The 25,746-nt window shown below is 71.1% G+C and carries 22 protein-coding genes and 2 pseudogenes; 8 read left to right on the plus strand and 16 right to left on the minus strand.

What is annotated here, in order from left to right; translation table 11 throughout:
* The first annotated feature begins 52 nt into the window (after window positions 1-52).
* Entirely contained in the window at window positions 53-976 is a 924-nt protein-coding gene (locus ACLHRZ_RS08490) for an SDR family oxidoreductase (RefSeq protein ID WP_490417668.1), read from the plus strand.
* 69 nt (window positions 977-1,045) lie between these two features.
* On the opposite strand, the gene ACLHRZ_RS08495 is transcribed toward ACLHRZ_RS08490, so the two are convergent.
* On the minus strand, window positions 1,046-2,461 hold the full coding sequence (locus ACLHRZ_RS08495) for an RICIN domain-containing protein (RefSeq protein WP_490417669.1): 1,416 nt from the start codon (window positions 2,459-2,461) through the stop codon (window positions 1,046-1,048).
* Window positions 2,462-2,782: 321 nt separating this feature from the next.
* On the opposite strand from ACLHRZ_RS08495, the gene ACLHRZ_RS08500 reads away from it, so the two are divergent.
* The 3 genes from ACLHRZ_RS08500 to ACLHRZ_RS08510 are packed head-to-tail and all read left to right on the plus strand — an operon-like array spanning window position 2,783 to window position 3,865.
* Entirely contained in the window at window positions 2,783-2,962 is a 180-nt protein-coding gene (locus ACLHRZ_RS08500) for a hypothetical protein (RefSeq protein WP_490417670.1), read from the plus strand.
* 55 nt (window positions 2,963-3,017) lie between these two features.
* Window positions 3,018-3,533 (plus strand): hypothetical protein, encoded by a 516-nt coding sequence (locus tag ACLHRZ_RS08505; protein WP_490417671.1) that lies wholly within the window; start codon window positions 3,018-3,020, stop codon window positions 3,531-3,533.
* Window positions 3,530-3,865, plus strand: a complete 336-nt coding sequence (locus ACLHRZ_RS08510; protein WP_490417672.1) for a winged helix-turn-helix domain-containing protein — start codon at window positions 3,530-3,532, stop codon at window positions 3,863-3,865. Before ACLHRZ_RS08505 ends, ACLHRZ_RS08510 begins: the two co-directional genes overlap by 4 nt.
* A 34-nt stretch (window positions 3,866-3,899) precedes the next feature.
* Here the strand turns inward: ACLHRZ_RS08510 and ACLHRZ_RS08515 are convergent, their stop codons facing one another.
* The gene (locus ACLHRZ_RS08515) at window positions 3,900-4,313 is read right to left on the minus strand and encodes a nuclear transport factor 2 family protein (protein ID WP_490417673.1); all 414 of its coding nucleotides are present in this window, start codon (window positions 4,311-4,313) and stop codon (window positions 3,900-3,902) included.
* Between the two features lie 113 nt (window positions 4,314-4,426).
* On the opposite strand from ACLHRZ_RS08515, the pseudogene ACLHRZ_RS08520 reads away from it, so the two are divergent.
* Window positions 4,427-4,558, plus strand: a pseudogene (locus ACLHRZ_RS08520) (helix-turn-helix domain-containing protein); the annotation flags it as partial.
* Window positions 4,559-5,037: 479 nt separating this feature from the next.
* Here ACLHRZ_RS08520 and ACLHRZ_RS08525 read toward each other — a convergent pair.
* From ACLHRZ_RS08525 to ACLHRZ_RS08590, 14 genes and pseudogenes are all read right to left on the minus strand, one after another.
* Complete coding sequence (locus ACLHRZ_RS08525; protein ID WP_490417674.1) at window positions 5,038-6,330, minus strand: cation:proton antiporter; 1,293 nt, start codon at window positions 6,328-6,330, stop codon at window positions 5,038-5,040.
* Window positions 6,330-7,520: an acyl-CoA dehydrogenase family protein gene (locus ACLHRZ_RS08530; protein WP_490417675.1), complete on the minus strand. Its 1,191-nt coding sequence runs from the start codon at window positions 7,518-7,520 to the stop codon at window positions 6,330-6,332. The genes ACLHRZ_RS08525 and ACLHRZ_RS08530 overlap by 1 nt, the downstream gene beginning before the upstream one ends.
* Entirely contained in the window at window positions 7,517-8,308 is a 792-nt protein-coding gene (locus ACLHRZ_RS08535) for a thioesterase II family protein (RefSeq protein ID WP_490417676.1), read from the minus strand. The genes ACLHRZ_RS08530 and ACLHRZ_RS08535 overlap by 4 nt, the downstream gene beginning before the upstream one ends.
* Window positions 8,305-9,534 (minus strand): benzoate/H(+) symporter BenE family transporter, encoded by a 1,230-nt coding sequence (locus tag ACLHRZ_RS08540; RefSeq protein WP_490417677.1) that lies wholly within the window; start codon window positions 9,532-9,534, stop codon window positions 8,305-8,307. Before ACLHRZ_RS08540 ends, ACLHRZ_RS08535 begins: the two co-directional genes overlap by 4 nt.
* Window positions 9,531-10,931, minus strand: a complete 1,401-nt coding sequence (locus ACLHRZ_RS08545) for an FkbM family methyltransferase (protein ID WP_490417678.1) — start codon at window positions 10,929-10,931, stop codon at window positions 9,531-9,533. The genes ACLHRZ_RS08540 and ACLHRZ_RS08545 overlap by 4 nt, the downstream gene beginning before the upstream one ends.
* On the minus strand, window positions 10,928-12,118 hold the full coding sequence (locus ACLHRZ_RS08550; RefSeq protein ID WP_490417679.1) for an alpha/beta fold hydrolase: 1,191 nt from the start codon (window positions 12,116-12,118) through the stop codon (window positions 10,928-10,930). The genes ACLHRZ_RS08545 and ACLHRZ_RS08550 overlap by 4 nt, the downstream gene beginning before the upstream one ends.
* Complete coding sequence (locus tag ACLHRZ_RS08555; protein ID WP_490417680.1) at window positions 12,118-13,071, minus strand: chlorinating enzyme; 954 nt, start codon at window positions 13,069-13,071, stop codon at window positions 12,118-12,120. Before ACLHRZ_RS08555 ends, ACLHRZ_RS08550 begins: the two co-directional genes overlap by 1 nt.
* Window positions 13,068-14,903 (minus strand): amino acid adenylation domain-containing protein, encoded by a 1,836-nt coding sequence (locus ACLHRZ_RS08560; RefSeq protein ID WP_490417681.1) that lies wholly within the window; start codon window positions 14,901-14,903, stop codon window positions 13,068-13,070. The genes ACLHRZ_RS08555 and ACLHRZ_RS08560 overlap by 4 nt, the downstream gene beginning before the upstream one ends.
* Window positions 14,904-15,658: 755 nt before the next feature.
* Window positions 15,659-16,870: an MFS transporter gene (locus ACLHRZ_RS08565; protein ID WP_490417682.1), complete on the minus strand. Its 1,212-nt coding sequence runs from the start codon at window positions 16,868-16,870 to the stop codon at window positions 15,659-15,661.
* Between the two features lie 59 nt (window positions 16,871-16,929).
* The gene (locus ACLHRZ_RS08570) at window positions 16,930-18,018 is read right to left on the minus strand and encodes a cytochrome P450 (protein ID WP_490417683.1); all 1,089 of its coding nucleotides are present in this window, start codon (window positions 18,016-18,018) and stop codon (window positions 16,930-16,932) included.
* Between the two features lie 444 nt (window positions 18,019-18,462).
* Entirely contained in the window at window positions 18,463-19,569 is a 1,107-nt protein-coding gene (gene speB, locus ACLHRZ_RS08575; RefSeq protein WP_490417684.1) for an agmatinase, read from the minus strand.
* A 264-nt stretch (window positions 19,570-19,833) separates the two neighbouring features.
* The gene (locus ACLHRZ_RS08580; protein WP_490417685.1) at window positions 19,834-20,349 is read right to left on the minus strand and encodes a P-loop nucleotide/nucleoside kinase family protein; all 516 of its coding nucleotides are present in this window, start codon (window positions 20,347-20,349) and stop codon (window positions 19,834-19,836) included.
* 434 nt (window positions 20,350-20,783) lie between these two features.
* Window positions 20,784-21,320 (minus strand): GNAT family N-acetyltransferase, encoded by a 537-nt coding sequence (locus tag ACLHRZ_RS08585; protein ID WP_490417686.1) that lies wholly within the window; start codon window positions 21,318-21,320, stop codon window positions 20,784-20,786.
* Window positions 21,321-21,368: 48 nt separating this feature from the next.
* A pseudogene (locus tag ACLHRZ_RS08590) lies at window positions 21,369-22,350 on the minus strand (LysR family transcriptional regulator).
* A gap of 117 nt (window positions 22,351-22,467) precedes the next feature.
* Here ACLHRZ_RS08590 and ACLHRZ_RS08595 point away from each other — a divergent pair.
* From ACLHRZ_RS08595 to ACLHRZ_RS08605, 3 genes are all read left to right on the plus strand, one after another.
* Window positions 22,468-23,280 (plus strand): inositol monophosphatase family protein, encoded by an 813-nt coding sequence (locus ACLHRZ_RS08595; protein WP_490417687.1) that lies wholly within the window; start codon window positions 22,468-22,470, stop codon window positions 23,278-23,280.
* A gap of 56 nt (window positions 23,281-23,336) precedes the next feature.
* On the plus strand, window positions 23,337-23,966 hold the full coding sequence (locus tag ACLHRZ_RS08600; RefSeq protein WP_490417688.1) for an NADPH-dependent F420 reductase: 630 nt from the start codon (window positions 23,337-23,339) through the stop codon (window positions 23,964-23,966).
* 105 nt (window positions 23,967-24,071) lie between these two features.
* Window positions 24,072-25,745 (plus strand): methyltransferase, encoded by a 1,674-nt coding sequence (locus ACLHRZ_RS08605; RefSeq protein WP_490417689.1) that lies wholly within the window; start codon window positions 24,072-24,074, stop codon window positions 25,743-25,745.
* Window position 25,746: the final 1 nt, after the last annotated feature.

Below are 25,746 nucleotides of genomic sequence, written 5' to 3' on the forward strand. Positions count from 1 at the left end.
AGATGCTAGGGTCGATGACAGTCGCTGACATCGACAGTTTGGGGTATTTCCCATGCGCATCTTCGTAACCGGCGCGTCCGGCTGGATCGGCTCCGCCGTCGTTCCCGCGCTCATCGACGCGGGACACCAGGTCGTCGGGCTCGCCCGGTCCGACACCTCCGCCGCCGCGCTCACCGCGGCCGGCGCGGAGGTCGTCCGCGGTACCGTCGACGACCTCACCGTGCTGCGGAATGCGGCCGCCGCGTCGGACGGGGTGATCCACCTCGCCTTCAAGCACGACATCGCCTTCACCGGCGACTTCCGGGGCGCTGCCGAGGCCGATCGCCGCGCCGTCGACACGTTCGGCGACGCACTCGCCGGCACAGACCGCCCCTTCGTCCTCGCCTCCGGCCTGTTCGGTCTCACGCCCGGGCGCGTGGCGACCGAGCGGGACATGCCCACGATCGACGGCTCGCCTATTTCGATCCGATCGGCCACCGCCCAGGCGGCGCTCGCACTCGCCTCGCGCGGCGTGCGCTCCTGCGTGGTGCGACTGTCTCCGACCTGTCACGGCGAAGGAGACAACGGCTTCATGGCGACCCTGGTCGCCATCGCCCGGGCCAGGGGCGTCTCCGGATACCTCGGCGACGGCGCCAATCACTGGCCGGCCGTCCACCGCCTCGACGCCGCACGGCTGTTCCGCCTGGCGGTCGAGAAGGCCCCCGCCGGCTCGGTGCTGCACGGTGTCGCGGAGGAGGGTGTCGCGATCCGCGACGTCGCCGAGGTGATCGGCCGTCACCTCGATGTGCCGGTGACCTCCGTGGCCCCCGAGGCTGCGGCCGAGCACTTCGCCTGGCTGAGCGCCTTCCTCGGCCTCGACGCCACAGCGTCGAACACCCTTACCCGCGACCTGCTGGACTGGGAACCGACCCACCCCGGCCTGCTCGAAGACCTCGACAAGGGCCACTACTTCCACACCCCTGCCACCAGCGCCTGATCAGCCACGGGCGGTGGGTCCGGCCGCTGTGAACGGCGGGCCCACCGCCCTCTTGGGCCGGGGCGAGGCTTACGCCGAGGGGCCTCCGGGTGTCCCGGGGCCGCCGGGGTCTCCGGGTGTCCCGGGTCCGCCGGGCGGCTCGGCCGCAGCGCTGGCCGGGTCCGGGTGGAGGTAGAAGATCTCGCCGGGGATCGGCGGGGCGCTCGGCTGGTCGTGACGCTGCACGATGGTGGCGTCGTCCGATTTCGAGTTGTGGTCGATGCTTGCGTACAGGCGCGTGGAGCGGTTCCGCAGCTCGGTCCGGTTCGGCCGGAACGGGTCGGGGTGGACCAGGGTCCAGTTCTGGGTGTCGGCCGTCGGGCCGCCCGGGGTCGGGGAGCCGTCCCTGCCGTGGCAGGTCCAGATGTTGAGGGCGTCGCCGGGCCGGGATTGCTGCCCCCTGTCGACGTCCAGGCACTTCTGGCTGCTGTAGCTGATCAAGCGGTACAGCGGGCTGGTGTCGATGCCCCCGTTCCGCAGCAGGCTCCACAACTGGTTGGTGGCACCGTTGGCGTGGTACTGGACGACGTGCGTCCCGTCGCCCAGGCGGTCCTGGTAGACGTCCAGGTTCAGGCCGCTCAGGGCCGAGGTCACGGTGAGGTCCTGTGCCCCGGCCGCGGCCTGCAGCGAACCGAAGTAGACGGGCCAGTGGTCACTGCCGCCGTTGGCCTGGACGGTGGCCTGCCAGTTCTGCGTCTGGATGTTGGAGACCATGTAGTCCAGTTCACCGCCACTTCGTTGGGTGGCCTGGCCGCTGTTGTATATACGGGATCCGGTCGGGAATTCGCCGAGGTTCTGCTGGTCTGGATCACGGTTGAAGTCCCCCAGAGCCACCCAGTTGGTGACGCTGCGCGTCGCCGCCGCGGCGGCGACCCTGCGCACCAGCGACGGCCCGTCGGCACCCCGTCCCCCGCCGTTCCGCCCGGCAGAGGCGTGGACACTGGCGAACAGGACGTTGTCGGCCTGGCGGACCAGACCGAGCCCGTCCCGGTACCTGCCGCCGATCTGCACGACCCGGTCGGCGCGGAACGAGGTGACCATTCCGACGTTCCGTGACGCCTGCGGGAGGATGTAGAGGTAGCGGTAGGTGTTGCGGGCGATCCTCCAGGAATAGACCTCGACGTTGCCGATCGAGCGCAGCTGTCGGACCCCCCGGGCCGGAACACTGGGCACTTCCTGAAGTGCCACTACGCTGTTGGTCTGCGCGATCGTGGCCACGCCGGCCCAGCGATCGCGCCCGTTCTCCATGTTCCAGGTGACCAGCCGGTGACTGTCGGGACTCGCCGCCTGCGCTGTGCCTCCTCCCACCACCAGCAGGCCGCCGAGCATCAGTGCGGTGGCGACGATGGCTGCTGCACGGCGCGGCCGTCTGTCGTGCGCCCGGATCGTGGGCGCCTCAGGCGGTCGCTTCGCCCGCCATCGGCGCAATAACATATGGAACTTCATGATTTGGGCTCTCCTTCATGAGGAGTTGTGAACTCCGCGACGATCGCGCGGAGCCGGTAGCCCACCGGCACCGGAAGGTGACGGGGCGCCCCGACTCCGACGCTAGGACCGGAACCGGCGAATCGGCTGCCCTCGCCGTACTTGGTAAGAGCCCTGTAATAAGCGCGGTTGGCCGGCGCCCCTGCGTGGCCACAGGTGAAGTCCCTCTGCGCACGGTGGGGGTGAGGCTGTCTCACCAGGCTTTGGAGCCCGGACGCCATCACCGAGTTGCTGACGCGGTCGTCGCGGCGGGCGGGGCTGTCGCCGGCGGTGTCCCCGCACATGCTGCGGCATGGGGCGGCCGGCAAGGTCGCGGACGCGGGCGGGAGTTCGGACGAGGTCGCCGCGTCACCGGGTCACGCGCGGACGGCCGACGCGGGGCGGCATCTCGACGGGGATCTGCGGGGCGGCGAGCTCGGGGTCATCGGTTCCACCTCGACCACTTGCCGCACTGGCAAGTAGTCGCTACATTCCTTATCAGCACATGCCGACTAGGAAAGTAGTCGAAGGAGGGGTCATGGGCCAGGGGGTATTCATGGACGGCGAGGACCGGCGGGCAGCGGAGGCTCTGGCGACGATCCAGCAGCACCAGGACCGGACCCGGCGGGCCGCCGACGTGCCGTGGTGGGTCTACGCGGCGACGTTCGTCCTGACCGCTGGGGTCATGGCGGCCAACGACTTCGTCAGTCTCAGCGGCGCAAAGCTGATCGCCGCAGTGGTCTTGGCCGCGCTTGCGGTCACGTTCGCGGTCACCTTCGTCACCGGGTCGTCACTGTTGGGTCGGGTGCGCGGGGTGGAGCCCCGGCAGTCGTTCAACCCGCGAGTGTTTCTCGCCGTAGCGATCGTCGGTGGGCTGAGCGCGGCGCTGATCTCCCGCTACGGCACCGGTGTGGCCAACCATGTCGCCGACTCGGTCGGCCTGGGTCACTACCCGAACACCGCATCGGGAGTGCTCTACGGTGCGGCGTTCACCGGGCTGTTCGCCCTGGGCCGAGTGCTGACCATGGCGTCCCAGCGGCGGGCGAACGGATGAGCGGCGCGGTCCCGCCGGGCCAGACACCAGGACTGGACCGGCTGTTGGATCCGACCAAACTGGCGATCATGTCGGCATTGTGCGCAGTGGAGTGGTGTGACTTCACCTTCCTGCGGGACGCGGTGTCGCTGTCGGACTCCGCACTGTCCAAACAATTGGCCACGCTGCGCAAGGAAGGGTACGTCGAGCAGCGGCGGACGTATCTTGGCCGGGTACCCAAGACCACAGCGCGAGCCACCGACGAAGGAAGACACCGATTTCTCCGGCACGTCGAGGCATTGCGGATGATCGTCGAGCAGACTCCGCGCCCGAAATCCGACCAGCCGACATAGCTCCAACGGGGCGCGAATAGCAGGCGTGCAGCGGTCACCCCGGTCGGCGCGTCGAGAGGGTCAGTGGGTTCATGTAGTCGCGGAAGTGCGTCACCATGCCCTCGCGGCGGGTGATGAACCAGACGCAGCGGATGTCGACCGGGGTTCCATCGACGGTCCGGTGATGGTGGCCTTCGCCCTCGATGATGACCTCGTCGCCGATCTCGTGCAGGCGAACGTTGTCGAAGGAGCCGAAACGGAGGCGCCCTTCGGTCAGATCGAAGACCTGACGCAATCGGGCGGCGATCGCCTCTCGGCCCTCGATCCGATTCACCTGACCCTCTGGCGCGAAGGGGAACTCATGTACGGCGTCGGGGGCGTAGATCCTCGCCCAGCCGTCGACGTCGCCGGCCGCAAGGCAGCCGAACGCGTCGGCGAGCCATTCGGGAAGAACGGACGTAGGCGCCATGGGGCCCTCCGTCAGAATTTCGGACTGTGAGTCCACAACACTCTAGCGATACTTCGGACGCTGCGTCCGCAACGAGGGCGCGGAGAGGCCGGCCCCCGGTTCCCTCCGCGCTCGTGCTCGCCGCCACCGACACGCTCTTCGCCGAAGCCGACGCCCCGGGCACGGTCACGATGGACGCGATCGCTGCTGCGGCCGGCGTCGGGAAGGGGACCCTGTTCCGGGCCTTCGGCAGTCGCGACGGCCTCCTGGACGCACTGTCGGACGCGAAGTTCACGCCCGTGCGCGAGGCCGTGGAGGGACAAGAGCCGCCGCTCGGATCCCGGGCACCGGCACGCGAACGGATCACCGCGTTGCTTGACGCGCTACTCGGCTTCAAGCTGGAGAACCGCCACCTCATCCGCGCGCGCGAGACTGCCTCCACCGGCGTACTGCGGACCGAGCGCTACCGGTGGACGCAGGGCACCCTGCGGAATCTGATCGAAGACGCCGCGCCCGGGGCGACGGGGGGCAATGCCGGGCATGCCGCCCACGTCCTGCTCGCGGGGCGACGCCCGCGCCTTCGAAAGCGCGGTGCCACGTGGACCAGCGGAGCCGAAGGAGTTCAACGGCGAACGCGACCAGGCTTGCCCTCCACGCCACGGCTTCACCGCTCGCACCGCCAACTCCCGGCGCCCGGGAGTGAGCTGACGCTGCACGGCACGTTCCGGTCAGGTCTCCTGGGTCATCAGGACCGCTTCTCCCCGTGCAACGGCTCCCCTGTCGCAGGCTGCCCGGGAGCGCAGCCCGTCCCCCGATCCGCCGGCGCGCGGTCTCCCGCCGTGGCGCGGCGGGCGCGCAGCAGCGGCCCCGTCATGACGGTGGTCAGTACCGCCATCACCACGAGGATCGAGTAGAACGCCTCGTCGATGAAGTGCAGTTGGAGCCCCACGGTGAGGATGACCACCTCGGTGAGCCCGCGGGTGTTCATCAGCACCGAGACGGTCATCGCCTCCTGTCGGGGCAGCCCGGCCGCGACGGCGCCCAGGCCGGCGCCGGCCATCTTCGTGGCGACGGCGACCGCCAGCATCACCGCGAGCCCGCCGAGTTGTGAGGCGCGGAACGTGGTCAGGTCGACGCGGTTGCCGGCGATCACGAAGTACACGGGGAGCAGGATCTGGGTGGCCGACTTCTCCAGCCCGTCCATGACCGCCACCCGCATCCGCTCCCCGCCGCCGTCGCGAGGCATGATCGCGCCGAAGGCGAACGCCCCGAAGACGAAGTGGACGCCGAGCCATTCGGTGGCCGCGCAGGAGGCCATGAGCCCGGCGACCACCACGACCACAGCGGTCACCGCCTCCGGCGCCCTGCGTGCACCGCCCCGCAGGAGCCGGGCGGCGAGCGGCCGGACCCCCCACAGCAGCAGCCCGAGGTAGACCGGCAGGAATGCCATGCGCCAGGAAGCAGCCGCGGTGAAGAGCCCGGCGACGACGGCGAGGCAGGCCCAGGCGATCAGGTCGTTCACGCCCGCGGCGGCCATGGCGATCCGGCCGACGGGGGTGCGGTTGAGCTGCTGGTCGGCGAGGATCCGCGCCAGGACCGGGAAGGCGGTGACGGACAGAGCCACGCCGGTGAACAGCACGAATCCCGGTGTGCCCGAGGGCGCGTGGCCCGCCGCGTACGGCAGTGCCGCGAGGCAGCCGCCGGCCAGGGGCAGCAGTACCGAACCGGCCGCCACGTACAGCGCCGTACGGCCGCTGCCGCGCAGGAACGCCGGGTCCATCTCGTAGCCGATGACGAACATGAACAGGGCCAGGCCGACGTTGGCCAGCGCCCCGAGGAGGGGCTGGACCTCGTCGTACGGCACGGCGTCCCGCCAACCCCAGGTGTGGGACAGCAGCGTCGAGCCGAGCAGGACGCCGGCGACGATCTCGCCCACCACGGCGGGCTGCCCCAGCCTGCGGGCGCCTGCGCCGCACAGCCGGGCCACGCCGAGCACGACGGCCAGGGCCAGGAAGAAGTACGCGGTCTGGTCGCCCATCACCGCGTCCTGGCGTCGGTGACGGGCTCGGCGGGCCGGTTGAGGACGGCCCGGCCGATGAGGTCGCGCATCACCTCGCTGGGGCCGGCGGCGATGGTGGCGGCGCGGGCGTCGCGCTGGGTGCGGGCCGCGAAGGAGGTCTCCGCGTAGCCGTGCGAACCCTGCAGTTGCAGGGCGGTGTCGGCCAGTCGGCAGGCCAGCTCGGTGGTGTGCAGTTTGGCCATGGAGCATTCCAGAGCGGGGAGTTCGCCCTGCTCGTACAGCCACGCGGCGTGGTGCACGAGGTGCCGTGCGGCCGCCAGTTCGGTGGCCAGGTCGGCGACGCGGTGCACGAGTGCCTGCTTGCGGGCGAGAGCCTCACCGCCGACGTCGCGGGCGCGCAGGAATGCGCTCAGCTCGTCCAGGCTGCGGTCCATGCCGCCGAGCGCCAGGGTGGCGGCGACGAGGCGTTCGAGTTGCAGCCCGCGCATGAGGTAGTAGAAGCCGTTGCCGAGGCGGCCGATGAGCCGGTCGGCGGGGACCCGCACCGCATCGAGGGTGACGCCGGCCGTGCCGGCCGAGCGCCAGCCGAGGGTGCGCTGCGGGGTGCGGGAGACGCCGGGCAGGTCGGTGTCGACCACGAGCAGGGACAGCCCGGTCGCGCCGCGGTGCCCGGCCGCGGCGGCGCCGGTGCGCACCGCCGTGACGAGGAAGTCGGCGGTCATGCCGTTGCTGACCATCGACTTGGTGCCGTCGACGACGAAGTGCTCGCCGTCCCGGACGGCCGTGGTGCCGAGCCCCGACAGGTCGGCTCCGGCACCCGGTTCGGTGATCGCCAGGGCGGCCAGGCGCTCGCCCCGGACGGCGGGTGCCAGGTACTCCTGGCACAGGTCGTGGCCGCCGACCTGGGAGAGGTAGTGGGTGGCCATGTAGGCGTGGACGGAGACGGCGGCCCGCAGCCCGCCGAATCCGGTGCGGCCGAGTTCCTCCAGGAAGACGACGGAGGTGAACAGGTCGCGTTCGCCGCCGCCGGCCGCACGCGGGTGCAGCAGTCCCAAGTAGCCGCGCTCGCCGAGGAGTTTCCACACGGGGGCGGGCACGGTGTCGTGTTCCTCCCAGCGGGCGGCGTACGGCAGCACCTCGGCGGCCAGGAAGGCGCGGACCTCCTCGCGGAAGGCGGCGTGGGTGTCGTCGAAATAGGGTGACCTCACGATCTGTTGCTCCTTTGCCGCTCCGCCAGGCACAGCGTGATCTCGTCGTCGAGCAGTCCGAGCAGGTCCCGGGCACGTTCGTGCAGGAAGAAGTGGCCGCCGTCGATGCGGTGGCCGCGGAAGCCGTGCGGCGCGAGGGTGCGCCAGGCGGCCACCGCGTCCGGCGGGGCCACGTCGTCGTGCGCGCCCCAGAAGACGGTGACGGGCACGGGCAGCGGGTCCGGTGCCGGGTGGGCCCAGGTCTCGGCGAGACGGATGTCCGCGCGGAGCATCGGGTCGAGCACGGCCATCAGGCGGGGGTCGGCGAGGACGTCCTCGGGCGTGCCGGCCAGTCTGCCGAGTTCCGCGCGGAACCTGTCCGTCGGCAGCTCGTGGATGGCCGGCAGGGCACGCGGCACGTGCGGCGCGCGGCATCCGGACAGCAGGACCCGGTCGGGCGGCCGGGCCGGGGAGCGTACGACGGTCTCGTAGACCAGCATCGCGCCCATGCTGTGCCCGAACAGCAGGTAGGGGGAGGCGACTTGCTCCTCGAGCGCGGCGGCGAAGTCCCGGGCCAGCGACGGCCAGTCCTGCGCGGGCCGCTCCCGCAGCCGGTTCTCCCGCCCCGGCAGCCGTACGGCGACCAGTTCGGTGTCGGCGGGGAGTTGTGCGGCCCACGGCCGGTACACCCCGGCTCCGGATCCGGCGTAGGGGGCGCAGACCAGTCTGAGGCGTGCGTCGGGCCGGGGCAGCGGGCGGTGGAACCAGCGTCCGGACTCCGCGGTGCGTGTCCCGGCGCTCACGTTCATGTCCGGCTCCTGTCGGGCTGCCGCTGCGGCGCGGGGCGCGGGGCGGGTCGGTGGCGGGGGTGCGTCACAAGAGCGGTGCCCAGGCCGGCGAGCAGGCCCCAGAAGGCCGACCCGATGCCGAGCAGGGTCACCCCGGAGGCGGTGGCGAGGAAGGTGACCACGGCGGGCTCGCGCCACCGCTCGTCCTTGAGCGCGCCGTTGAGGGAACCGCCGATGGTGCCCAGCAGGCCCAGCCCGGCGATGCCCGCGACCAGGGCCGGAGGCAGGGCGGTGAGCAACGAGCCCACGGCTCCGCCGAAGATGCCGACGCACAGGTAGAAGACGCCGGCCCAGACGGCCGCCGTGTAGCGGCGGCCGGGGTCCTCGTGGGCCTCACGGCCGGTGCAGATGGCGGCCGTGATGGCGGCGAGGTTCAGTCCGAAGCAGCCGAACGGCGCGAGGAGCAGGTTGACGCCGCCGGTCCAGCCGACCAGCGGGGACACCGGCGCGTTGTAGCCGTCGTTGCGCAGCACGGCCACGCCGGGCAGGTTCTGCGAGGCCATGGTCACCACGAACAGCGGCAGGCCCACGCTGATCAGCACCTGCCAGGAGAAGTCCGGGGCGGTGAACACGGGTGCGGCGACCGCGAACCGCACCCCGCCCAGATGCAGCGAGCCCCGGACGGCCGCCGCGGCCAGTCCCGCGGCCAGCGCCGTGATGACGGCGTAGCGGGGCAGCCAGCGGCGCGAGAGAAGATAGACCGCGAACATCGGGAAGACCACGGCGAAGTCGCCGTGCATGCTGCTGAACAGGCGGGTGCCGAACTCGAGGAGCACGCCCGCGAGCAGTCCGGATGCCAGGGGCACGGGGATGCGGCTCATGCCCCGCTCGAACCAGCCGGTCACCCCGCACAGGGTGATGAGTGCCGCGGAGAGCAGGAAGGCGCCGACGGCCTGCGCCATGCTCGCTCCGTGCAGACCGGTGGCCATCAGTGCCGCGCCCGGCGTCGACCAGGCGGTGACCACGGGCATCCGGTACCGCAGGGACAGGCCGATGCAGGTCACGCCCATGCCGACGCCGAGGGCCAGCATCCAGGAGGTGAGCTGGGCCTGGGTGGCGCCGGCGGCCCTGGCCGCGCTGAAGACGATCGCCGCCGAGCTGGTGATGCCCACCACGACGGCGACGAGGCCGGCCGCGACGGCGGACGGGGGCGCGGCCTGCCTCAGCCGGTGGTGCAGGGAGTTCATGTGTGCGCTGTCCTTTCGGGTTCTCCACTCGACTCGACGGCGGCGGCCAGCGCGCCGAAGGTGCTGTCGGTGAAGATCAGGTCGGGGGTGAGGGCGTCCTCACCGAGTTCGCTCTCCAAGGTCGCCATCAGACGCACGGCGGTCAGGGAATCGCCGCCGAGGTCGAAGAAGTCCGCGTCCGGCCGTACCGCGTCCGGGCCGAACAGCTCCGTCCAGATGCGGGCGAGCACGGCGACCCGCGGGGAGGCGGAGAGAGTCCGCTCCCCCGCGGGCTCGTGGTCGTCGGTGCGGGTGAGGTCGGCGGTGAGGGTGTAGTGGCTGGGCGGTACTGCCGAGGGCAGGCGCCGCGCGGTCAGTTCGCGCAGTTCCTCCTCCAGCCGGCGCAGGGTCGGGCCGCCGGTGGGTGCGGCGGGGGATGCGGGCGCGGTGCCGGCGCCGGAGCGCCGGGCGTAGACGTTGTGGCAGGGGGTGCGGACCAGCCGGGGGTCCTGTTCCGTCGTGACCGTGAAGCCGCGGTGGCGCAGTTGCGCGAGGACGGCCGCGAGGCGTCCGTCGATGTCGTGGACCTCCATCACGATCCGCTCGATGCGCGGCCACACGGTCTCGTCGATCCCGTCGAGGACCTCGGCCTCGGCCTTCTCCACGTCGATCTTCAGCAGGTCGATGCGGGCGAGGCCGTGCTCGTGGGCGACGGCGGTGAGGGTGGTCACGGGGACCCGGCGGGTCTGCGCGGTCATCCGGTCGGCCGCCAGCCGGTCCAGGTGCTCGCCCTGGCGCGCGTTCTGCCCGGTCAGCAAGTAGCCCTTGAGCACGTCGAGGTCTTCGTCCGCGTCCGCGAACCGGCCCGACATGACGCTGTTGTTGGGGTAGAAGGTGAAGGTGGTCTCGCCCTCGGCGCTGCCCAGTGCGGTGCGCAGCACGGTGGCGTCCACGTCGTGCAGTTCGGCGTTGAGTGCGACGGCGTCGGCGAGTTCGGCGGCCGGTTCGACGGCGATGATCCGGGCGCCGGGACTCTGCCGGGCGACACGGAGCGTGAACATGCCGATGTTCGCCCCGACGTCCACCACGACGGCACCGCCGGGCAGGGTGATGCCGTGCCGGAAGTAGGCGTTGTCGGTGAAGATCTCGCGGTGGAGGAACTCGGTCTCGCTGCGGTTGAGGCCGGCCACCCGTATCTCGCCCGCGGGTTCGTGCCAGCCGAGGCCGCCGAGCCGGTCCGCCGCCTCCAGGGCGGCGGACCGGTGCAGCACCCGGGCCGCGACGGGGTCGGCCAGCAGCCGGGCGTGCCCGCCCCGGCCGTGGGGGCCGTCGGTGACGACCGCGTCGGCCACCGCGGGATGTTCCCTGAGCACCTCGGCCAGCCGCTCGTTCCGGGTGCTGTCGGCGATCTCGTTCATGTGCCCTTCCGGTCGGAGACGGTCACGGTGTGCAGGAACTCCTTTGCCAGGGCGACCAGTTCGCCCCCCGCGTCGAAGGCGGTGAGATGGTCGCCGTCGGGTAGGGTGCGCAGCTCGGCCCGGGGCAGGTGCCGGGCGACGTACGCCGAGCCGGCGGGGTGGGCGGTGGTGTCCCGGTCGCTGGTGACGACGAGGGCCGGCTGGGGGGCGTCGAGCAGCCGACGGCAGTCGGCGGACATGATGGCGCCGTTCAGCAGGCCGTAGCGGTGGAGGAGTTCGGGGGTGGCGTAGGGGTGGATGAGGTAGTGGGCGATGTCCGGGCGCAGCCCCTCCAGGGTGCTGGGCCGGTTCAGCAGCCGGTGCATGGCGGCCGCCTGGGGGCGGCCCCGGGCGACCATGGTCAGCAGTGACTCGACGTCGCGCTGGTGGGCCGTCTTCGGGGCCTCGCCGCCGAGTTCGTAGTCGCCGTGCCACAGGCTCAGGGAGCTGATCCGGTCCGACCGGGCGGCGGCCGCGAGGGCGACCACCGCTCCCCCGCACAGCCCGAGCGCGTGGGCGTGGCCGATGCCGAATCCGTCGAGGACGGCCAGCACGTCCTCGCTCTGGGCGTCGAGCGTGTGGGCGGCCGGCTCGCCGAGTCCGGTGCCGTCGTCCGGTGCGAACAGGCCGCGGCTCTCCCAGGTCACGACGCGGTGCTCCGGGGAGAGGGCGGCCAGCCACTTCGCCGCGAGACCGACGGGCATGCCGCAGGCGGTGACGACGGCGACCGCCGGGGCGTCCTCGGGGCCGGCGGCCCAGCACCGCAGCGGTGTGCCGTCGCGGGCGGGCACGACCACGGCGGGCCCGGGGAAGGCGGAGAGGGCCGACCGTGCCGCCTGCTTCGGCTCGTCGCCGGCCGTGGCACCGGGTGCGCGCAGCGCCAGCCGCCGGCTGACGGCGAGTTCCGTCGCGGTCAGCCGGTCGGGCTCGCCCACCGCCTCCACCTCGGGCAGGCCGAGGGCGGAGGCGAGCTGGTCGAGCAGCTTCTGCGCGGACGGCAGTCCCCCTGCGGCGAGCGGCGCGGCGGGCGCCACCCGTATCCGCTGCGGCACGGCGCGCAGGATCGACGCCGTGTCCAGCAGGGCACGGGCGAGCCCGGTCGGCGAACCGTCATCGGGCGCGGTGGCGCCTGTGGGTTCCCTCCGCATCACACCCCCGCCGGGGGCCGGGTGACGAAGGGGTGGTCGCGGGTGGTGCGCTCGGCCCGCCGGTTGTGGCCGTAGGCGTCCTCACCGCTGACCAGCACCGCGCCGTACCGGTCGAGGGCGACCCGGCCGCCGTACTCCTCGATCGCGGCGGTGCCGGGGTAGATCTCCACGGAGGTGGGCACGTAGCGGGCGGCGAAGCCCATGCGCATGTCCCGGGTACGGCCTTGGTGCGGGTGGGAGGCGTGCATGAGCGTGGACCAGAACATGATGAACTGGCCCGCCCGCATCTCCATGGAGACGGCCCGGGATTCGTCGGGCTTCCAGTCTGGGTCGATCTGCAGTTCGCGGTAATCGTAGCCGAAGAAGCCGCGCCGGATGCCGCCCTTGTCGACGCTGGTGTTCCGCTCGGGCGCGTAGTGCATGCGCTTGGTCTCGTCGTAGTGCATGGTGCGGTGCGTGCCGGGGATGAACTGCAGGCAGCCCATCTCGGCGCTGGCCTCGGTGAAGGCGCACCACACCGTGATCGTGCCGCCGAAGTCGGAGCCGCCGGGCCACTGGATCTGCGGTGTGCCGGAGGCGTTGGCGAACGTGTCCGCCTGGTGCCAGTCGGTGCCTTCGTCGCCCGGGTGCTTGGGGAAGAACTCGGTACGCCAGCACAGCACATCGGGGCCCAGGACGGAGGCGACGCGGTGCACGATCTCCGGCCGGGTGATGTGGTCGGCCAGGAACGGGTGGTCGAGGTGACGGTCGTAATTGGAGATGTTCGTCGCCGCCGACACGGCGGCGTCCTCGCTGTAGACGGCGGCGCTGCGGTCGAGGAGTTCCAGCCGGGTACGTCCCCACGTCTTCTTGATCTCGTCCGGTTCGTACAGCGTGAAGGGCCCCGCGTAACCGTTGCGGTGGAAGGCGGCGACGTCGTCGGGGCTCAGGGAGAAGGCGGGTTGCGCGGTCATATGTCCTTCTGGGGTAGGTGCGGTGCGGCGGGCCGGTGTGCCCGGGGTGAGGGCGTGGGTGCCGTGGCGGACACGGCGGAGTCGACGTGGCGGGCCAGGGTGGCCACCGTCGCGCCGTCGATCAGCACGGTGATGTCGAGATCCGTGCCGAACTCCTCGTTGGTCCGGGCGAACATGCGCAGCAGGGAGAGCGAGGTACCGCCGAGGTCGAAGAATTCGGTGTCGCGGCCGACCTCCGGCAGCTCCAGGACGGACTGCCAGATCGTCACGATCCGCCGCTCGGTGTCGGTGAGTCCGGCGGCTTCGCCGGTGTCGACGGCGACCGGGGCGAAGGCCGCCTCGGCGCTCGGCTCCGGCAGCCGGCTCTTGTCGACCTTGCCGTTGAGGGTGAGCGGCAGCTCGGGCAGGACGACGTACGCCGAGGGGCGCATGTGCGGGGGCAGGGCGGTCGCGGCGCGTTCGCCGAGCCGGGGGGCGAGGACGTCCGCCGGGGTGCCGGAGGCGACGTAGGCGAGGACTCGCACGTCGCCCTCGCCGTAGCCGTGGGCCATGGCCACCGCGGCGGAGACGTCGGCCTCCCCGAGGAGGACGGCCTCGATCTCCCCGGGCTCGACCCGGTAGCCGCGGATCTTCATCTGGTCGTCGGTGCGGCCGAGATAGCCGTAGCCGCCGTCGGGCAGCGCCACCACGCGGTCCCCGGTGCGATAGCAGCGCCGTACCGTGCCGTCGGGGACGGGGAGTTCGAGGAAGCGGTCCTTGTCGAGTGCGGTACGGCCCAGATATCCACGGGCCAGCCCCGCTCCGGACAGGTACAGCTCTCCCGGGGTGCCCTCGGCGGCCGGTCTGCCGCCCTCGTCGAACACGTGGAAGGCGAGGTCCGGCAACGGCACCCCGATCGGGCTGATGCCGGAAGCAGCGGTGTCGGCGGCGGTGAGCGGGCGGTACGAGGCGTGCACGGTGGTCTCGGTGATGCCGTACATGTTGACCAGGCGCGGGTGTTCGCCGCCGTGCCGGTCGAGCCAGCCGCGCAGCCCGGCAGGTTCGAGCCGTTCGCCGCCGAGGACCACCACGCGCAGAGCGGTCAGCGGCTGCTCGGCCTGTTCGTCGGCCGCGGCCAGCCGGGCGAACGCCGACGGCGTCTGGTTGAGGATCGTCACCTGTTGAGCACGGAGCAGTTCATGCAGCGTCTGCGGCGAACGCGCGGCCGCCTGCGGGACGATGACGAGCCGCCCGCCGAACAGCAGCGCGCCCCAGAACTCCCAGACGGAGAAGTCGAAGGCCGTGGAGTGGAACAGCGTCCAGACGTCGTTCTCGTCGAAGCCGAACCAGTCGCGTGTGACGTCGAAGAGCCGCACGACGTTGCGGTGCTCCACCTGGACGCCCTTGGGCAGGCCGGTGGATCCGGAGGTGTAGATGACGTAGGCCAGGTCGTCCGCGGCAGCCCCGGCAGGCTCCGGTCCGGCGCCGGAGTCGGAGTCGTCGAGTACGACGAGTTCGACAGCCAAGTCGCCTGACTGATCGGCGAGTTCGGACGTCGTGACGAGGTGGGTGATACTGCTGTCCTTGAGAGTCCAGGCGATCCGCTCCTCGGGATAGCCGGGGTCCACGGGTACGTAGGCGGCACCTGACGTGAGGATGCCGAGCAGGCCGACCGCGAGCCCACTGGTGCGCGGGACCATCAGGCCGACCAGGGAGCCGGTTCCGGCTCCCGCGTCCTGCAGGCGCCGGGCGACCGCGCCGGCCCGGCGGTTGAGCTCCTGGTAGGTCAGTTCTCGGTCGTCGGCCGTCACTGCCACCCGGTCGGGGAAGCGGGCGACGACGCCTTTGAACAAATCGACGAGTGTGTGTTGCCCTGACTGCACTCTGGATCCATCCTGATTGACGGAACGAAAGGCGGCGCGTGGGCCCGACGAGGCAGGAACGCGCCAAAGCGCGACGGTTTTGAGGCGGGCGCGCCACGAGATGGGCCGGTGTCCCGTTCACGTTCCGAGCGGGCTCCTCGGCCACGATTGCGCATCTTCCTGCATCTTCATCGAGCCGCACCGCCCGTGCAAGCAGCACAATGATGCGCTTCGCCCCGTATCGCGAGCCGCGCATTTTCGGAACATGCCTTTGCACATGCGTCTGACGTGCGGTTTCGAGTCGCCTCTCGCAAGACGATCCATGGCGGGCTGCAATTCAAGCCACTTGCCAACCTGGCCGGATCGACGTCGCGTTGACATGCGGGTCAACCCGACGGAAGAGGCAAATCCGCTGGCCGTCGGGGTGCCGGCCGGGATCGGCCGGTGCGTCTTGAGTCTCGCGTCCGCCCACCGTCATGACTGAACTTGTCCGGTCGGCAGTTGTGATTGTTGTCCGGTCAACTTCTAGGTGGGGCAGACGGATCTCTTCCGGGGTGGCGCCCTTCGTGATACTCGGCCGGATGCGGCTCACCCCGTGCACCGCCGATCCCGGAACCGGCCACGACCAGAACACCGGCCGAACACCCTTCGCGGCCTCCATCATCGGCTCTCCCGACGCCCTGGCAGTGCGCTGCACGGATCGGCACGCCCGGCGCCCCTCGTCCGGGGCCCGGCTCCTCCGGGCGCTACGGCGCGGGCCGGCCCCGCGTGAGCCGTTCCCCCAGACACGACAGCACGGTGACGATGCTGAAGCCGGCCCCCAGGGCACAGACCCCGGGCCAGCCGGCATGCGACCACACGACGGAGGTGAGCGCGGAACCGGTCACTCCGCCGAAGAAGTACGTGGTCATGTAGACGGAGTTGAGCCTGCTGCGCGCCTGCGGATCGAGCGCGTAGACGACATTCTGATTGCTGATGTGCACCGCCTGCACGGCCAGGTCGAGCACCAGGACGCCGGCGAGCAGCCAGGCGAGCGCGTGCCCGCCGGCGGCCAGGAGGGCCCAGGATGCCGTCAGCAGCACCGCGCCGCCACCCGTCACGGTGTGGACCAGCCCCCGGTCGGCCAGCCGCCCCGCGGCCGACGCCGCGGCCGAACCCGCGGCACCGGCCAGGCCCATCAGTCCGATGGCCGAGGTGGACCAGCCGTAGCCGGGACCCGACAGCAGGAAGGTCAGCGAGACCCAGAGCACCGTGAACGCACCGAAGCTCGACGCGCCGGTCAGGGTGCGCCACCGCAGTACCGGATGGTGGCGCCACAGCCGGGCCATCGAGCGGAACGCGGAGCCGTAGGAGACGCGTTCGGCGGCGGGGAAGAGCGGCAGGACGCGCCGCAACAACGCTGCCATCACCAGCATCAGCGTGGCGTTCACCCAGTAGACCGTGCGCCAGCCGCCGAGTTCCGCGAGGCCGCCCGCGGCCGTCCGGGCCAGCAGGATGCCCAGCAGCAGTCCGGCCATGACGGTGCCCACGGCCCGGCCGCGTGCCCCGGGAGCCGCCATGGTGGCCGCGAACGGCACCATGACCTGCGCGCCCACCGAGCACAGCCCGGTCAGGGCGAGGCCGGCGAACAGCAGCGCGGTGTCCGGCGCCGCGGCGGTACAGGCGAGGCCGACAGCGGTCGTCGCGCACAACGTGACGGTGAGCCGCCGCCGTTCCAGCAGATCGCCCAGTGGCACCAGGAGTACCAGTCCGCACACATAGCCGACCTGGCTCACGGTGACCACGAGAGCGGCGGTCCCGGAACCCATGCCGAAGCGGTGGGCGATGACGTCCAGCAGCGGCTGGGAGAAGTAGTTCCCGGCCACGGACAGACCGGTCGCGACCGCCATCAGCAGCAGCGTGCCCCGGGAGAGGAAACCGGTGTCGTCGGGTCTGGTGTCCTGTGCGGCGGCCGTCATGCGGGTAACCCTCGGCCATCAGGTGCGGGGACCATGCGCAGTGTGTGCCTTTCCCTCGTTTACCAGGTCACAGGAAGGGCTGCCGGGCAGGCGAAGAAACTGTCGTCCGCCTTGCGCACTTCGTGCGGCGGCACGGCGAGCCGCAGTCCCGGCAACCGCTCGAAGAGCGTCTCATAGGCCATCGCCAGGACCTCTGTGGCCAGCGCCGAGCCGAGGCAGAAATGCGGGCCGGCGCCGAAGAAGACCGAGCCCTTTTCCTCCCGGTGTATGTCGAAGACGCCGGGGGCGGCGAATGCCCGGGGATCGTGCGCGGCGGCGAGCGCGGAGGTGATCACCCCTTCGCCCTGGGACACCAGGACGCCGTGCCGTTCGACGTCCTCCAGAGCCACTCTGGGGAAGTTGGTGATGCCATTGTTGTGGTAGCGCAGCACCTCCCGCACCGCCTCCGGCCACAGCCCGGGATCGCGTCTGCAGTCCGCCAACTGGTCACCGTGGAGCAGCAACGTCATGATGCCCACCGTCAGCGGCGGGACGAGCGGGTCGGTGACGTTCATCAGCAGCAGGCCCACAGTGCCCACGGCCTCCTGGCGGCTGACGGTCCCGGCACGAGCGGCCCGCGCCAGCGCCGCCACCAGTCCTTCCGTGTCCTCCACCGAGTCGTCGGCCCGGTCCACCAGGCGAGCGGCGAGGTCACCGACGGCGGCAGTGGCCGAGGCGATCTGCTCCGGGGTGCCGAGCAGGTCCAACTGCTCGCGGATGCGCTCTTGCGTCCAGGCGTGCTCCTCGCGGCTGATGCCCATCACATCACCGGCGAACCGGGCCACAAGCGGTTCGCTGAACTCCGCGACCAGGTCCGCGCCGGCTCCCGAGCGCTCCATGCGGTCGAGCAGATCGAGCGCGTGCCGCCGTGCCATGGAGCGCCATGCCTGCGCCGCGTGGCGGGTGAAGGCGGAGCCCACGACGGTACGCAATCGGGTGTGGTCGGAGCCCTCCATGTTGAACAGGGATCCCGCGACCGAGGTGAGGTCGTCCCCGGCCATCCGCGGAGCCCCGGCGAAGACCAGGTCCCGGGAGAACCGGGGGTCGCACATCACGAAGCGGACGTCTTCGTACCGGGTGACCAGCCAGAGCCGCCTCCCGCTCGGCATCCGAACGGGGCACACCGGGCGGTGGTCCCGCAACTCTGCCAGGACCGGGGGGATCGTGAACAGAGGGCCTGGCGGAAAGTCCTGAGGCACTTTCAGGACCTCCGCCTCGGGTATGTCGTCGACGGCCATGTTTCCCCCTTGTGACGGCGCTGTTGCCGCTGGGTCACTCTAGGAGGACAGGCGAAGGGCAGCGAGGCCCGTTTCACGTCAACACACCCGCGGTCAAAAGAGGTTGTCGGGTCCAGGTGGGGCCACTGGGTGGGAGGCACGAACGTTGAAATTCCCCTGTCCGCCTTCGCATTCCAGCAGTACCACGGCAGCCGGGCGGTGTCGGCGGGCACAGCGGAGCCCAAGCGGGACGGATCGCGTGCAGGCAAAGGAAGAACCACATGATCATCAGGAATGCGTTCAGCAGCGGACGGTCCGTGACCCGACCCCCGATCATCAATCGGTGATTCCTGCGGCGCGGTCACGCCGGTCGTCGGCCTCGGCACGCTGAGCGGCGCTCAGGCGGGTACCGAGATGGCCGTTCTCGACGAGAGTTGCGAGGGTGTCCATGACGATGCGCGCGCCGAGCTGGGACGTGCAGTCCGCGACGTCGTAGGGCGGAGAGATCTCCACCAGGTCCATCCCCACCAATCCCGGCTGAGCGGCCATGCGCACGGCCTTCAGTGCCTCGCGAGGGGACATTCCCCCGGGTTCGGGCGTGCCGGTGCCGGGGGCGTAGCCGGGGTCGACGACATCGATGTCGAAGGAGAGGTAGACGGCGTCGACGTCCTTCCATGCGATTTCGAGGGCGATCTCCATGGCGTGCCGGACGCCGAATTCCTCGACGTCGAACATGGTGATGACCGTGGTGTCGCGCTCTTCGGCGACCTGGACGCCGGAATGGTTGCCGATCCAGCCGCCGATTCCGATCTGCACGAGATTCGCCGCCGGCACGTTCGGCAGGTCCGTCGCATGGGACCAGTGCGTGGTGTGCATGCGCTCGTCCATCGTCGTGATGGCGGTGTCGATGTGCCGGTCGAAATGGATGATCCCCAGCTTGCCGTCGATACGCTTGGCCAGGGCCTTCGCGTCCGGATAGCCGATGCTGTGGTCGCCTCCGATGATCACGGGGAAGGCACCTGCGTCCAGAATGTGGGAGATACCGAGGTCGACCTGGTCGAAGGTCTTCTCGATGTTGGCCGGTATGACGAAGATGTCCCCGGCGTCGCCGATGCTGATCTCCTCCAGGAGGTCCATGCCGAGATCGGGGCTGTAGGAGTCGTAGAGGGCCGAGATGCGCCGCACGGCCTGTGGGCCGAAGCGCGCTCCGGAGCGGTAGGTGGTGCCCATGTCGAACGGAGCGCCCACCACAGCCACGTCGTAGCGGCCTATATCGCGGATGTTCTCGACATACGGCGACTTCAGGAAGGTCGTGACTCCCGCGAACATCGGGTCCAGGCCACGGGAGAACAGTGAGATGTTGCGGTCCTTGACCGACCTCGCCGCCTCCAGTCCGAGGTCCAGCCCGCGTTCGACCATCTCGCGCCGTTTGACCCCGGGCACGTCTTTCAAACGTCGCCGGGCGCGCATACCGGAAAGGCTCGCCCGCTTCGCCGCGATGACGTCCGGCTTTCCCCCTCGATCCGCCGGTTCGGGACCGGGACGCATCGGATTGCGGTGATGGCGTTCGTCTCTCGGACACCGGTGACCCATCGGGAGTTCCTTCCACGACGCCGGGCGCCGAGATGGCGGCCCTGACAACTGGTGCACCTCTGCATTCCAGGCTAATACCGCGCCGACGATCACAGGGCCGCCGCCGTCAAGGCTTCAACAACTTCCGGAGGGGCCCGCCCACGCGGCCAGAGCCGCACCCACCTCGGCCGGAGAACGGCCACTGGTCGTGAACTCCCTGGTAACAACACGACGGAGTTCGTACGCGTCCTCGAGCGCGTTCTCGATCCGGCCCCGGTCCCAGCCGCGCCCGGTGAGGCGGGCCCGCCTGTCGGCGTCGTCGCAGTCGAGCCGCGCCCAGACGGCTTCCGGCAGGTCGGGGTCCGCCGCGGTCGACACCGCCCGCGTCCATTCGTCCGGCGACAGAGGGCACATGACCAGTACGGGCCTGCCCGCACGCAGCAGCATGGTGATGACCTTCAGCCACAACTCGTTGTAGCCGGGCCACGCCGGGCTCGCTGCGGAGGAGGCGATGTCGATGCCCAGCAGGCTGCTGACGGGGGCGAGCAGTTCGTCGAAGTCGACTGCGGCGAACGGGCACTTCGCCAAGTGTGCGAGCACGGTGGACTTCCCGGCGCCCGGGGCGCCGGTCACGAGGTGGAGCATCGGCATGCCGGACCTTCCCTGGGTGTCGAAGCCGTCGGGCAGGGCCGCAGCGACTGCGCCCGTCCGGGCCGTCACACAGAGGCAGATCGACGACGCCAAAGCCAGTGAAGGGCTTACCCAGATCGGCCGGGCGTGTGGTGGCCAATCTGGATGACGAACTCCTCGTCGTTACGGCTGGGCAGACGCGAACGGCCTCCCGCCCGCTGAGAGTTCAGGCCGGTCAGAAGGGCCGCTGCGTCTCTGACATTCACGCTCCGGTCGACTTCATCCCCGCAGCAGTCAACCCTGTCCTCTTGACGAGCCTCGCGGGCGCAGCGGCCTGCCGCCCACAGCCGGCGTGAGCTCCCCGAGCACCGGTCACATCAGCCTTTGACCAGCGACTTCAACGGGAGGGTGCACACCGGGGACAACAGTGGGCGTGCACCCCCGCACCCGCAGGGTCAGCGGGTGGTGGCGCGGGCCGCGCGGCGCAGCCGGACGCGGGCCGGGTCCTGCGTGGGGTGGGCGGCCGCCCCGGCGGGCTTGTCGGGGTGGCGCCGCACGAACAGGGTCACGGTGACGCCCTCGGTGAAGCCGTTGCGGCGCATCAGGGCCGCCGACGCCTGGTTGCCGGTTTCCACGTCGGTGATGATCCGGGAGGCGCCGGCCGCGAAGAGCGCGGCGCAGCACCGCTCCACGAGCGCGCTCGCGACGCCCTTGCCCTGCGCCCGTTCGTCCAGCGCGATCCATTCGAGATAGCCCCAGTCCTCGCGCTCGTCGTAGGAGAGCGATCCGAGGACGAAGCCGAGCAGCCCGTCCTCGTCCACGGCGACCCAGCACGCCTCCGGCTGCGCGTCCCAGTGCACGGCGACCGAGGACAGCGACCACGAGGTGTACGGCATGGCGTCCACGTCGTAGGCGCGGTAGCCGAGGTTCAGAACGCCGTCCAGGTGGGACAGCTGCATGGGAATGATGTCGACATGATCCGTGGGCTTCATAGGCAAATCATGACATAAGGCTTCATTCGGCTTTGTATGCCTCTGCAGTCACTCGCCCGTCGACGGCCCCGGTACCCGCTCCGGGCGGGCGGGCCCGGCAGCAGGTCCCGCAGCCGGTGGCGGGAACAGTGCCCGGACGGTTTCGGTGGCCAGGTCGCGCAGCCAGGTGTGGGCGCGGTCGTCGTCGTAGCGTCGGTGCCACAGCAGGTACAGCGGGACGTCCGGCATCTGCAGCGGCAGCGGCAGCGTGGTCAGGCCCAGTGCGTCCCGGGCCGCGCGGGTGACCGCGTCGGGAAGGGTGACCACCAGGTCGGTGCCGAGGGCGAGTTGCAGCGCGGTGGCGACGGCGGGGCCGGAGGCGACGACGCGGCGTTCGTGACCGCACGCCGCCAGGGCGTCGTCGATCGGGTCGCGCAGGCGGCCGCGCCGCGAGACCGTGAAGTGTTCGGCGGCCGCGTAGCGCTCGATGTCCGGTCGGCCTTCGGTGAGCGGGTGGCCGGGCCGGACGGCGACGACGAGCCGGTCGCGGGCGACGAGGCGGTGGCGGATGTCGGGGAGGGGGGGGGGGGAGCGCCGGCCGGCCGGCGCTGGATTCGAGGTCGACCTCGCCCCGTCGCAACTCGGGGGAATCCGTGCCGGGTTCGGCGGGCAGGCACAACTGGACGCCGGGGGCCTGGCGGTGGACGGCCGCGATCAGGGCGGTGCCGCACGCGGCGGTCAGGGCGTCGTGCCAGCGCACGGTGAACACCCGCTCCAGAGCCGCCAGATCGACTTCCGGCCGCGCGGACAGAAGCTCGTGGGCCTGCTGCACGAGGGTGTGGACCTGTGCACGCATGGCCAGCGCGCGCGTGGTGGGGACCATGCTGCGGCCGGTGCGGACCAGGATCTGGTCACCGGTGGCCTTGCGGATACGGCCCAGGGAGCGGCTCATCGCCGGTGCGGTGACGTGGAGACGGGCTGCGGCACCGGCGACACTGCCCTCTTCCAGCAACGCGTCCAGAGCCGTGAGCAGGTTCAGGTCCAATTGCATGCGAGTAACTCTACGAGTGCCGAGCATGCACTTGTTGACACTCGCAAGGCGGCCTACCTTCGACGTGCGGGCGCGGGCGAAGCCGCCCCGCATCGACTTGGATCCGGGGAGCCTGCCATGAGCACAGCCCTGCCCTTCGACGCCGGCACGACGCTCATGTCCGACGTGACCGCCGCGGTGCGGACCGCCGGCCTCACGCTCCGCGACCGCTGCACCCCGCACGCCCGCGGCGTGAGCCTGAGCGAGGTCGTCGAGGAGATCCACGCCAACGACGCCGCCGTGCTGGAGGTGCTGCGGGAGCCGCTGCTGCGGGCCCGGCGGGGATCGCAGTGGGCCGAGGACGAGCTGGCCGGCGGCGCGCTCCCGCCCGGGGAGTGGTGGGTCGTCGACCCCGCCGAGGGCAACATCAACCACGTCCACGCCATGCCGGACTGGGCCGTCACCGCCACCCTGGTCCGCGACAACCGGCCGGTCCTCACCGTCGTCCACCTGCCGCTCACCGGCGACACCTACACCGCCGTCGCCGGCGGCGGCGCCCGCCTGGGCGACCGGCCCCTGAAGGTGTCCGCCAAGACCGACCTGGGCGCATCGCTCGTCGGCACCGGCCAGGCCAGGCCCGGCGAGGACAAGCACACCTTCCGGCAGATCGGCGAATCGGTCACCGCCATGCTCGAAGGCGGACTCGTCGTGCGGGTGTCCGTTCCCGCCACGCTGCAGCTCATCCACGTCGCCGCCGGGCGCATGGACGCGTTCTGGCAGTTCTCCGACGTCCGTTCCGGCCTGGTCGCCGGCGCCCTGCTGGTCTCCGAGGCCGGAGGCACCGTCACCGATCTGGCGGGCGAGCCCTGGAGCACGGGCAGCCGCGACTTCCTGGCCGCCGCCCCCGGCATCCACGCCGCCGCCCTCGCGCTCCTGTCGCCGATCGCCTGACCGCGAAGCGGCCCGTTCCCGTTCGTCCCACCCGAGACCGCAAGGAGCATCGCCCCATGAGCAGCATCGGCATCCTGGGCGCGGGCCGCGTCGGCGCCAACCTCGCCGGCAAGCTCGCCGCAACCGGACACCACATCGTCCTCGGCCGCCGGAGCCCGAAGGAGGAGACCGCGGCGACCGGCATCTCCTTCGCCGACCTGCGCACCGCCGCCCGCACCGCGGACATCGTGTTCAACGCGACGCCCGGCGACACCGCCCTGGACCGTCTCGCCGGCCTGCGCACCGAACTCGCCGGAAAGATCCTCGTCGACGTCGCCAACGCCACCCGCGACGCCGACGACGGCCTGCCCGGCGACCTGTGCTACCCCGGCAGCAGCCTCGCCGAGCAGCTCCAGGCCGCGCTGCCCGACACCCGCGTGGTCAAGACCCTCAACACCATGCTGTTCATGGTCATGACCGCCCCCGAAACCCTGGCCACCCCGCCCACCGTCTATCTCTCGGGCAACGACGAAGACGCGAAGAAGACCGTCACCGGGCTGCTCGGCGACCTGGGCTGGCAGCCCGCATGGATCGAGGACCTCGGCGACATCACCACGGCCCGCGCCACCGAGGCCCTGGTCCTGGTGGTCCCCCACATCCTGCGCCGACACGGCTTCCAGCCCTTCGCCGTCTCCCTCGCCCGCTGACTCCACTGCGTAACGCCGACGGCCGGACCACGCGTTGGTGTTCGGACGGTGCCCGGCGGGCACGCTGGAGGTGCCCAGCCGGTTGTCGTGTCGAGGGAGCTGACCTTGTTGGATCCGCATGGCCGGACAGTTCACACAGCCGGCCTCGACCAGGCCGATCTTGCCGCGATCAACGACGCCCTGGCCCTCGTCGAGTCGGCGGACGCACGCGCTGTCGTGCGGGATCTGCTGCCCCGCCTCACGGAAAGGGAGTTGGACTCCATCGCCGCGCACTGCGACGTGGCTCATGCCGCCGCGCTGGTCTTCCCGCCCTCGCCCGGCGGACTGACCGCAGGCCTCCGGGCCGATGGCTTCACGGTCGGTGACGCCATCCCCAGCGTGGTGGTGCGAGAACGGCTGAGCCGGCGCTACGGTGTGCCGGTCGCCGCGCTGGACGTCACGATCCTGCATGCACAAGTGCCGACCGCAGGTCAACGGCCGCGTGAGATAGAGCTGTTCGTTCTGGAGACGGCGCCGGGGGCGGAGCTGTGCGGGATTGCCGCCAGGGAACGGGTGGAGCGGAATGAGTCCCATCTCGCTCTCGAGGTGAGGGAACCGGACGGCGTGGTGCTGGCGGGATTGCGCACGCTCCTCGCCGACCACGGTGGACTGGCTGCCGACGGCGGCGGCTACAACGCCGTCGAGGACTGCACCGTGCTGTACTTCCTCGGTGCGGACAAGCGCCTGGAACTTCGGTCCCGCGGCCACCACCGGACGGTCCTGGACGCACACCGGGGCGCCGAGCCGGCCGATCCGGCGAAACAGCTGCTGGAGCTGATGACCGGGGCCTGGACGACCCAGGCCATCGCGGTGGCCGCCGGGCTGGGGCTGGCCGACCAGTTGCCCGCGGCCGGCTCCGTCGCCGAGCTGGCCGGCCGCCTCGCCGTCGATCCGGCCGGCCTGACCCGCCTGCTGCGCTACCTCGCAGCCGTCGGGGTGGTCACTCCCGTCGGCGACTTCTACGGGCTCACGGAGCTCGGCGCGCTGCTCCGGCAGGACGCCCGCCACTCTCTGCGCTCCCTGGCACTGCTGTACGGCGGGCCGTTCTACCAGTCCTTCGGAGAGCTGAGCCACGCCGTCCGCACCGGAACGGAGGCGTTCAAGGAGCTCTTCGGCAAGGGACACTTCGACTACTTCGCCGAACGACCCGGCCTGGCCGAACTGTTCGGCTCCGCGATGGCAGCCAGCGGGGCGATGTTCGAGCCGATACCCCGACTCTTCGACTTCTCTGACACCCGCGTGGTGGTGGACGTCGCCGGGGGCAACGGGCAGTTGCTCGGTCTGGTTCTCGCCCACGCGCCACATCTGCGAGGCGTGCTCTTCGAGCAGGCACACGTGCTGGAGGGCGCACGCCGGCACCTGGCCGGTGCGGGCTGTGCCGACCGTTGTTCCTTCACGGCCGGCGACTTCACCCTCGCAGTGCCGGAGGACGGGGACGTCTACCTGCTGTCACGTGTCCTGCACGATTGGGACGACGAGCAGTGCCTGACCATCCTGCGTCGCTGCGCCGAGAGCATGCGGGAGGAATCCCATCTCCTTCTGGTGGAGCGTCTGTTGCCCGACGCCGGGATGCCGTCCCTGGCAGTGGCCTGGGATCTGCACATGATGTGCAACGTGGGCGGCCAGGAGCGGACGGTCGGCCACTACGAATGCCTCCTGACATCCGCCGGATTCGAACTGCTCTCGGTCCAGGGCCTGCCGCTGGACGGCAACTTGCTGCACGCCCGCCGGCGGGGGTGAC

The organism is Streptomyces sp. AM25 (assembly GCF_058146165.1).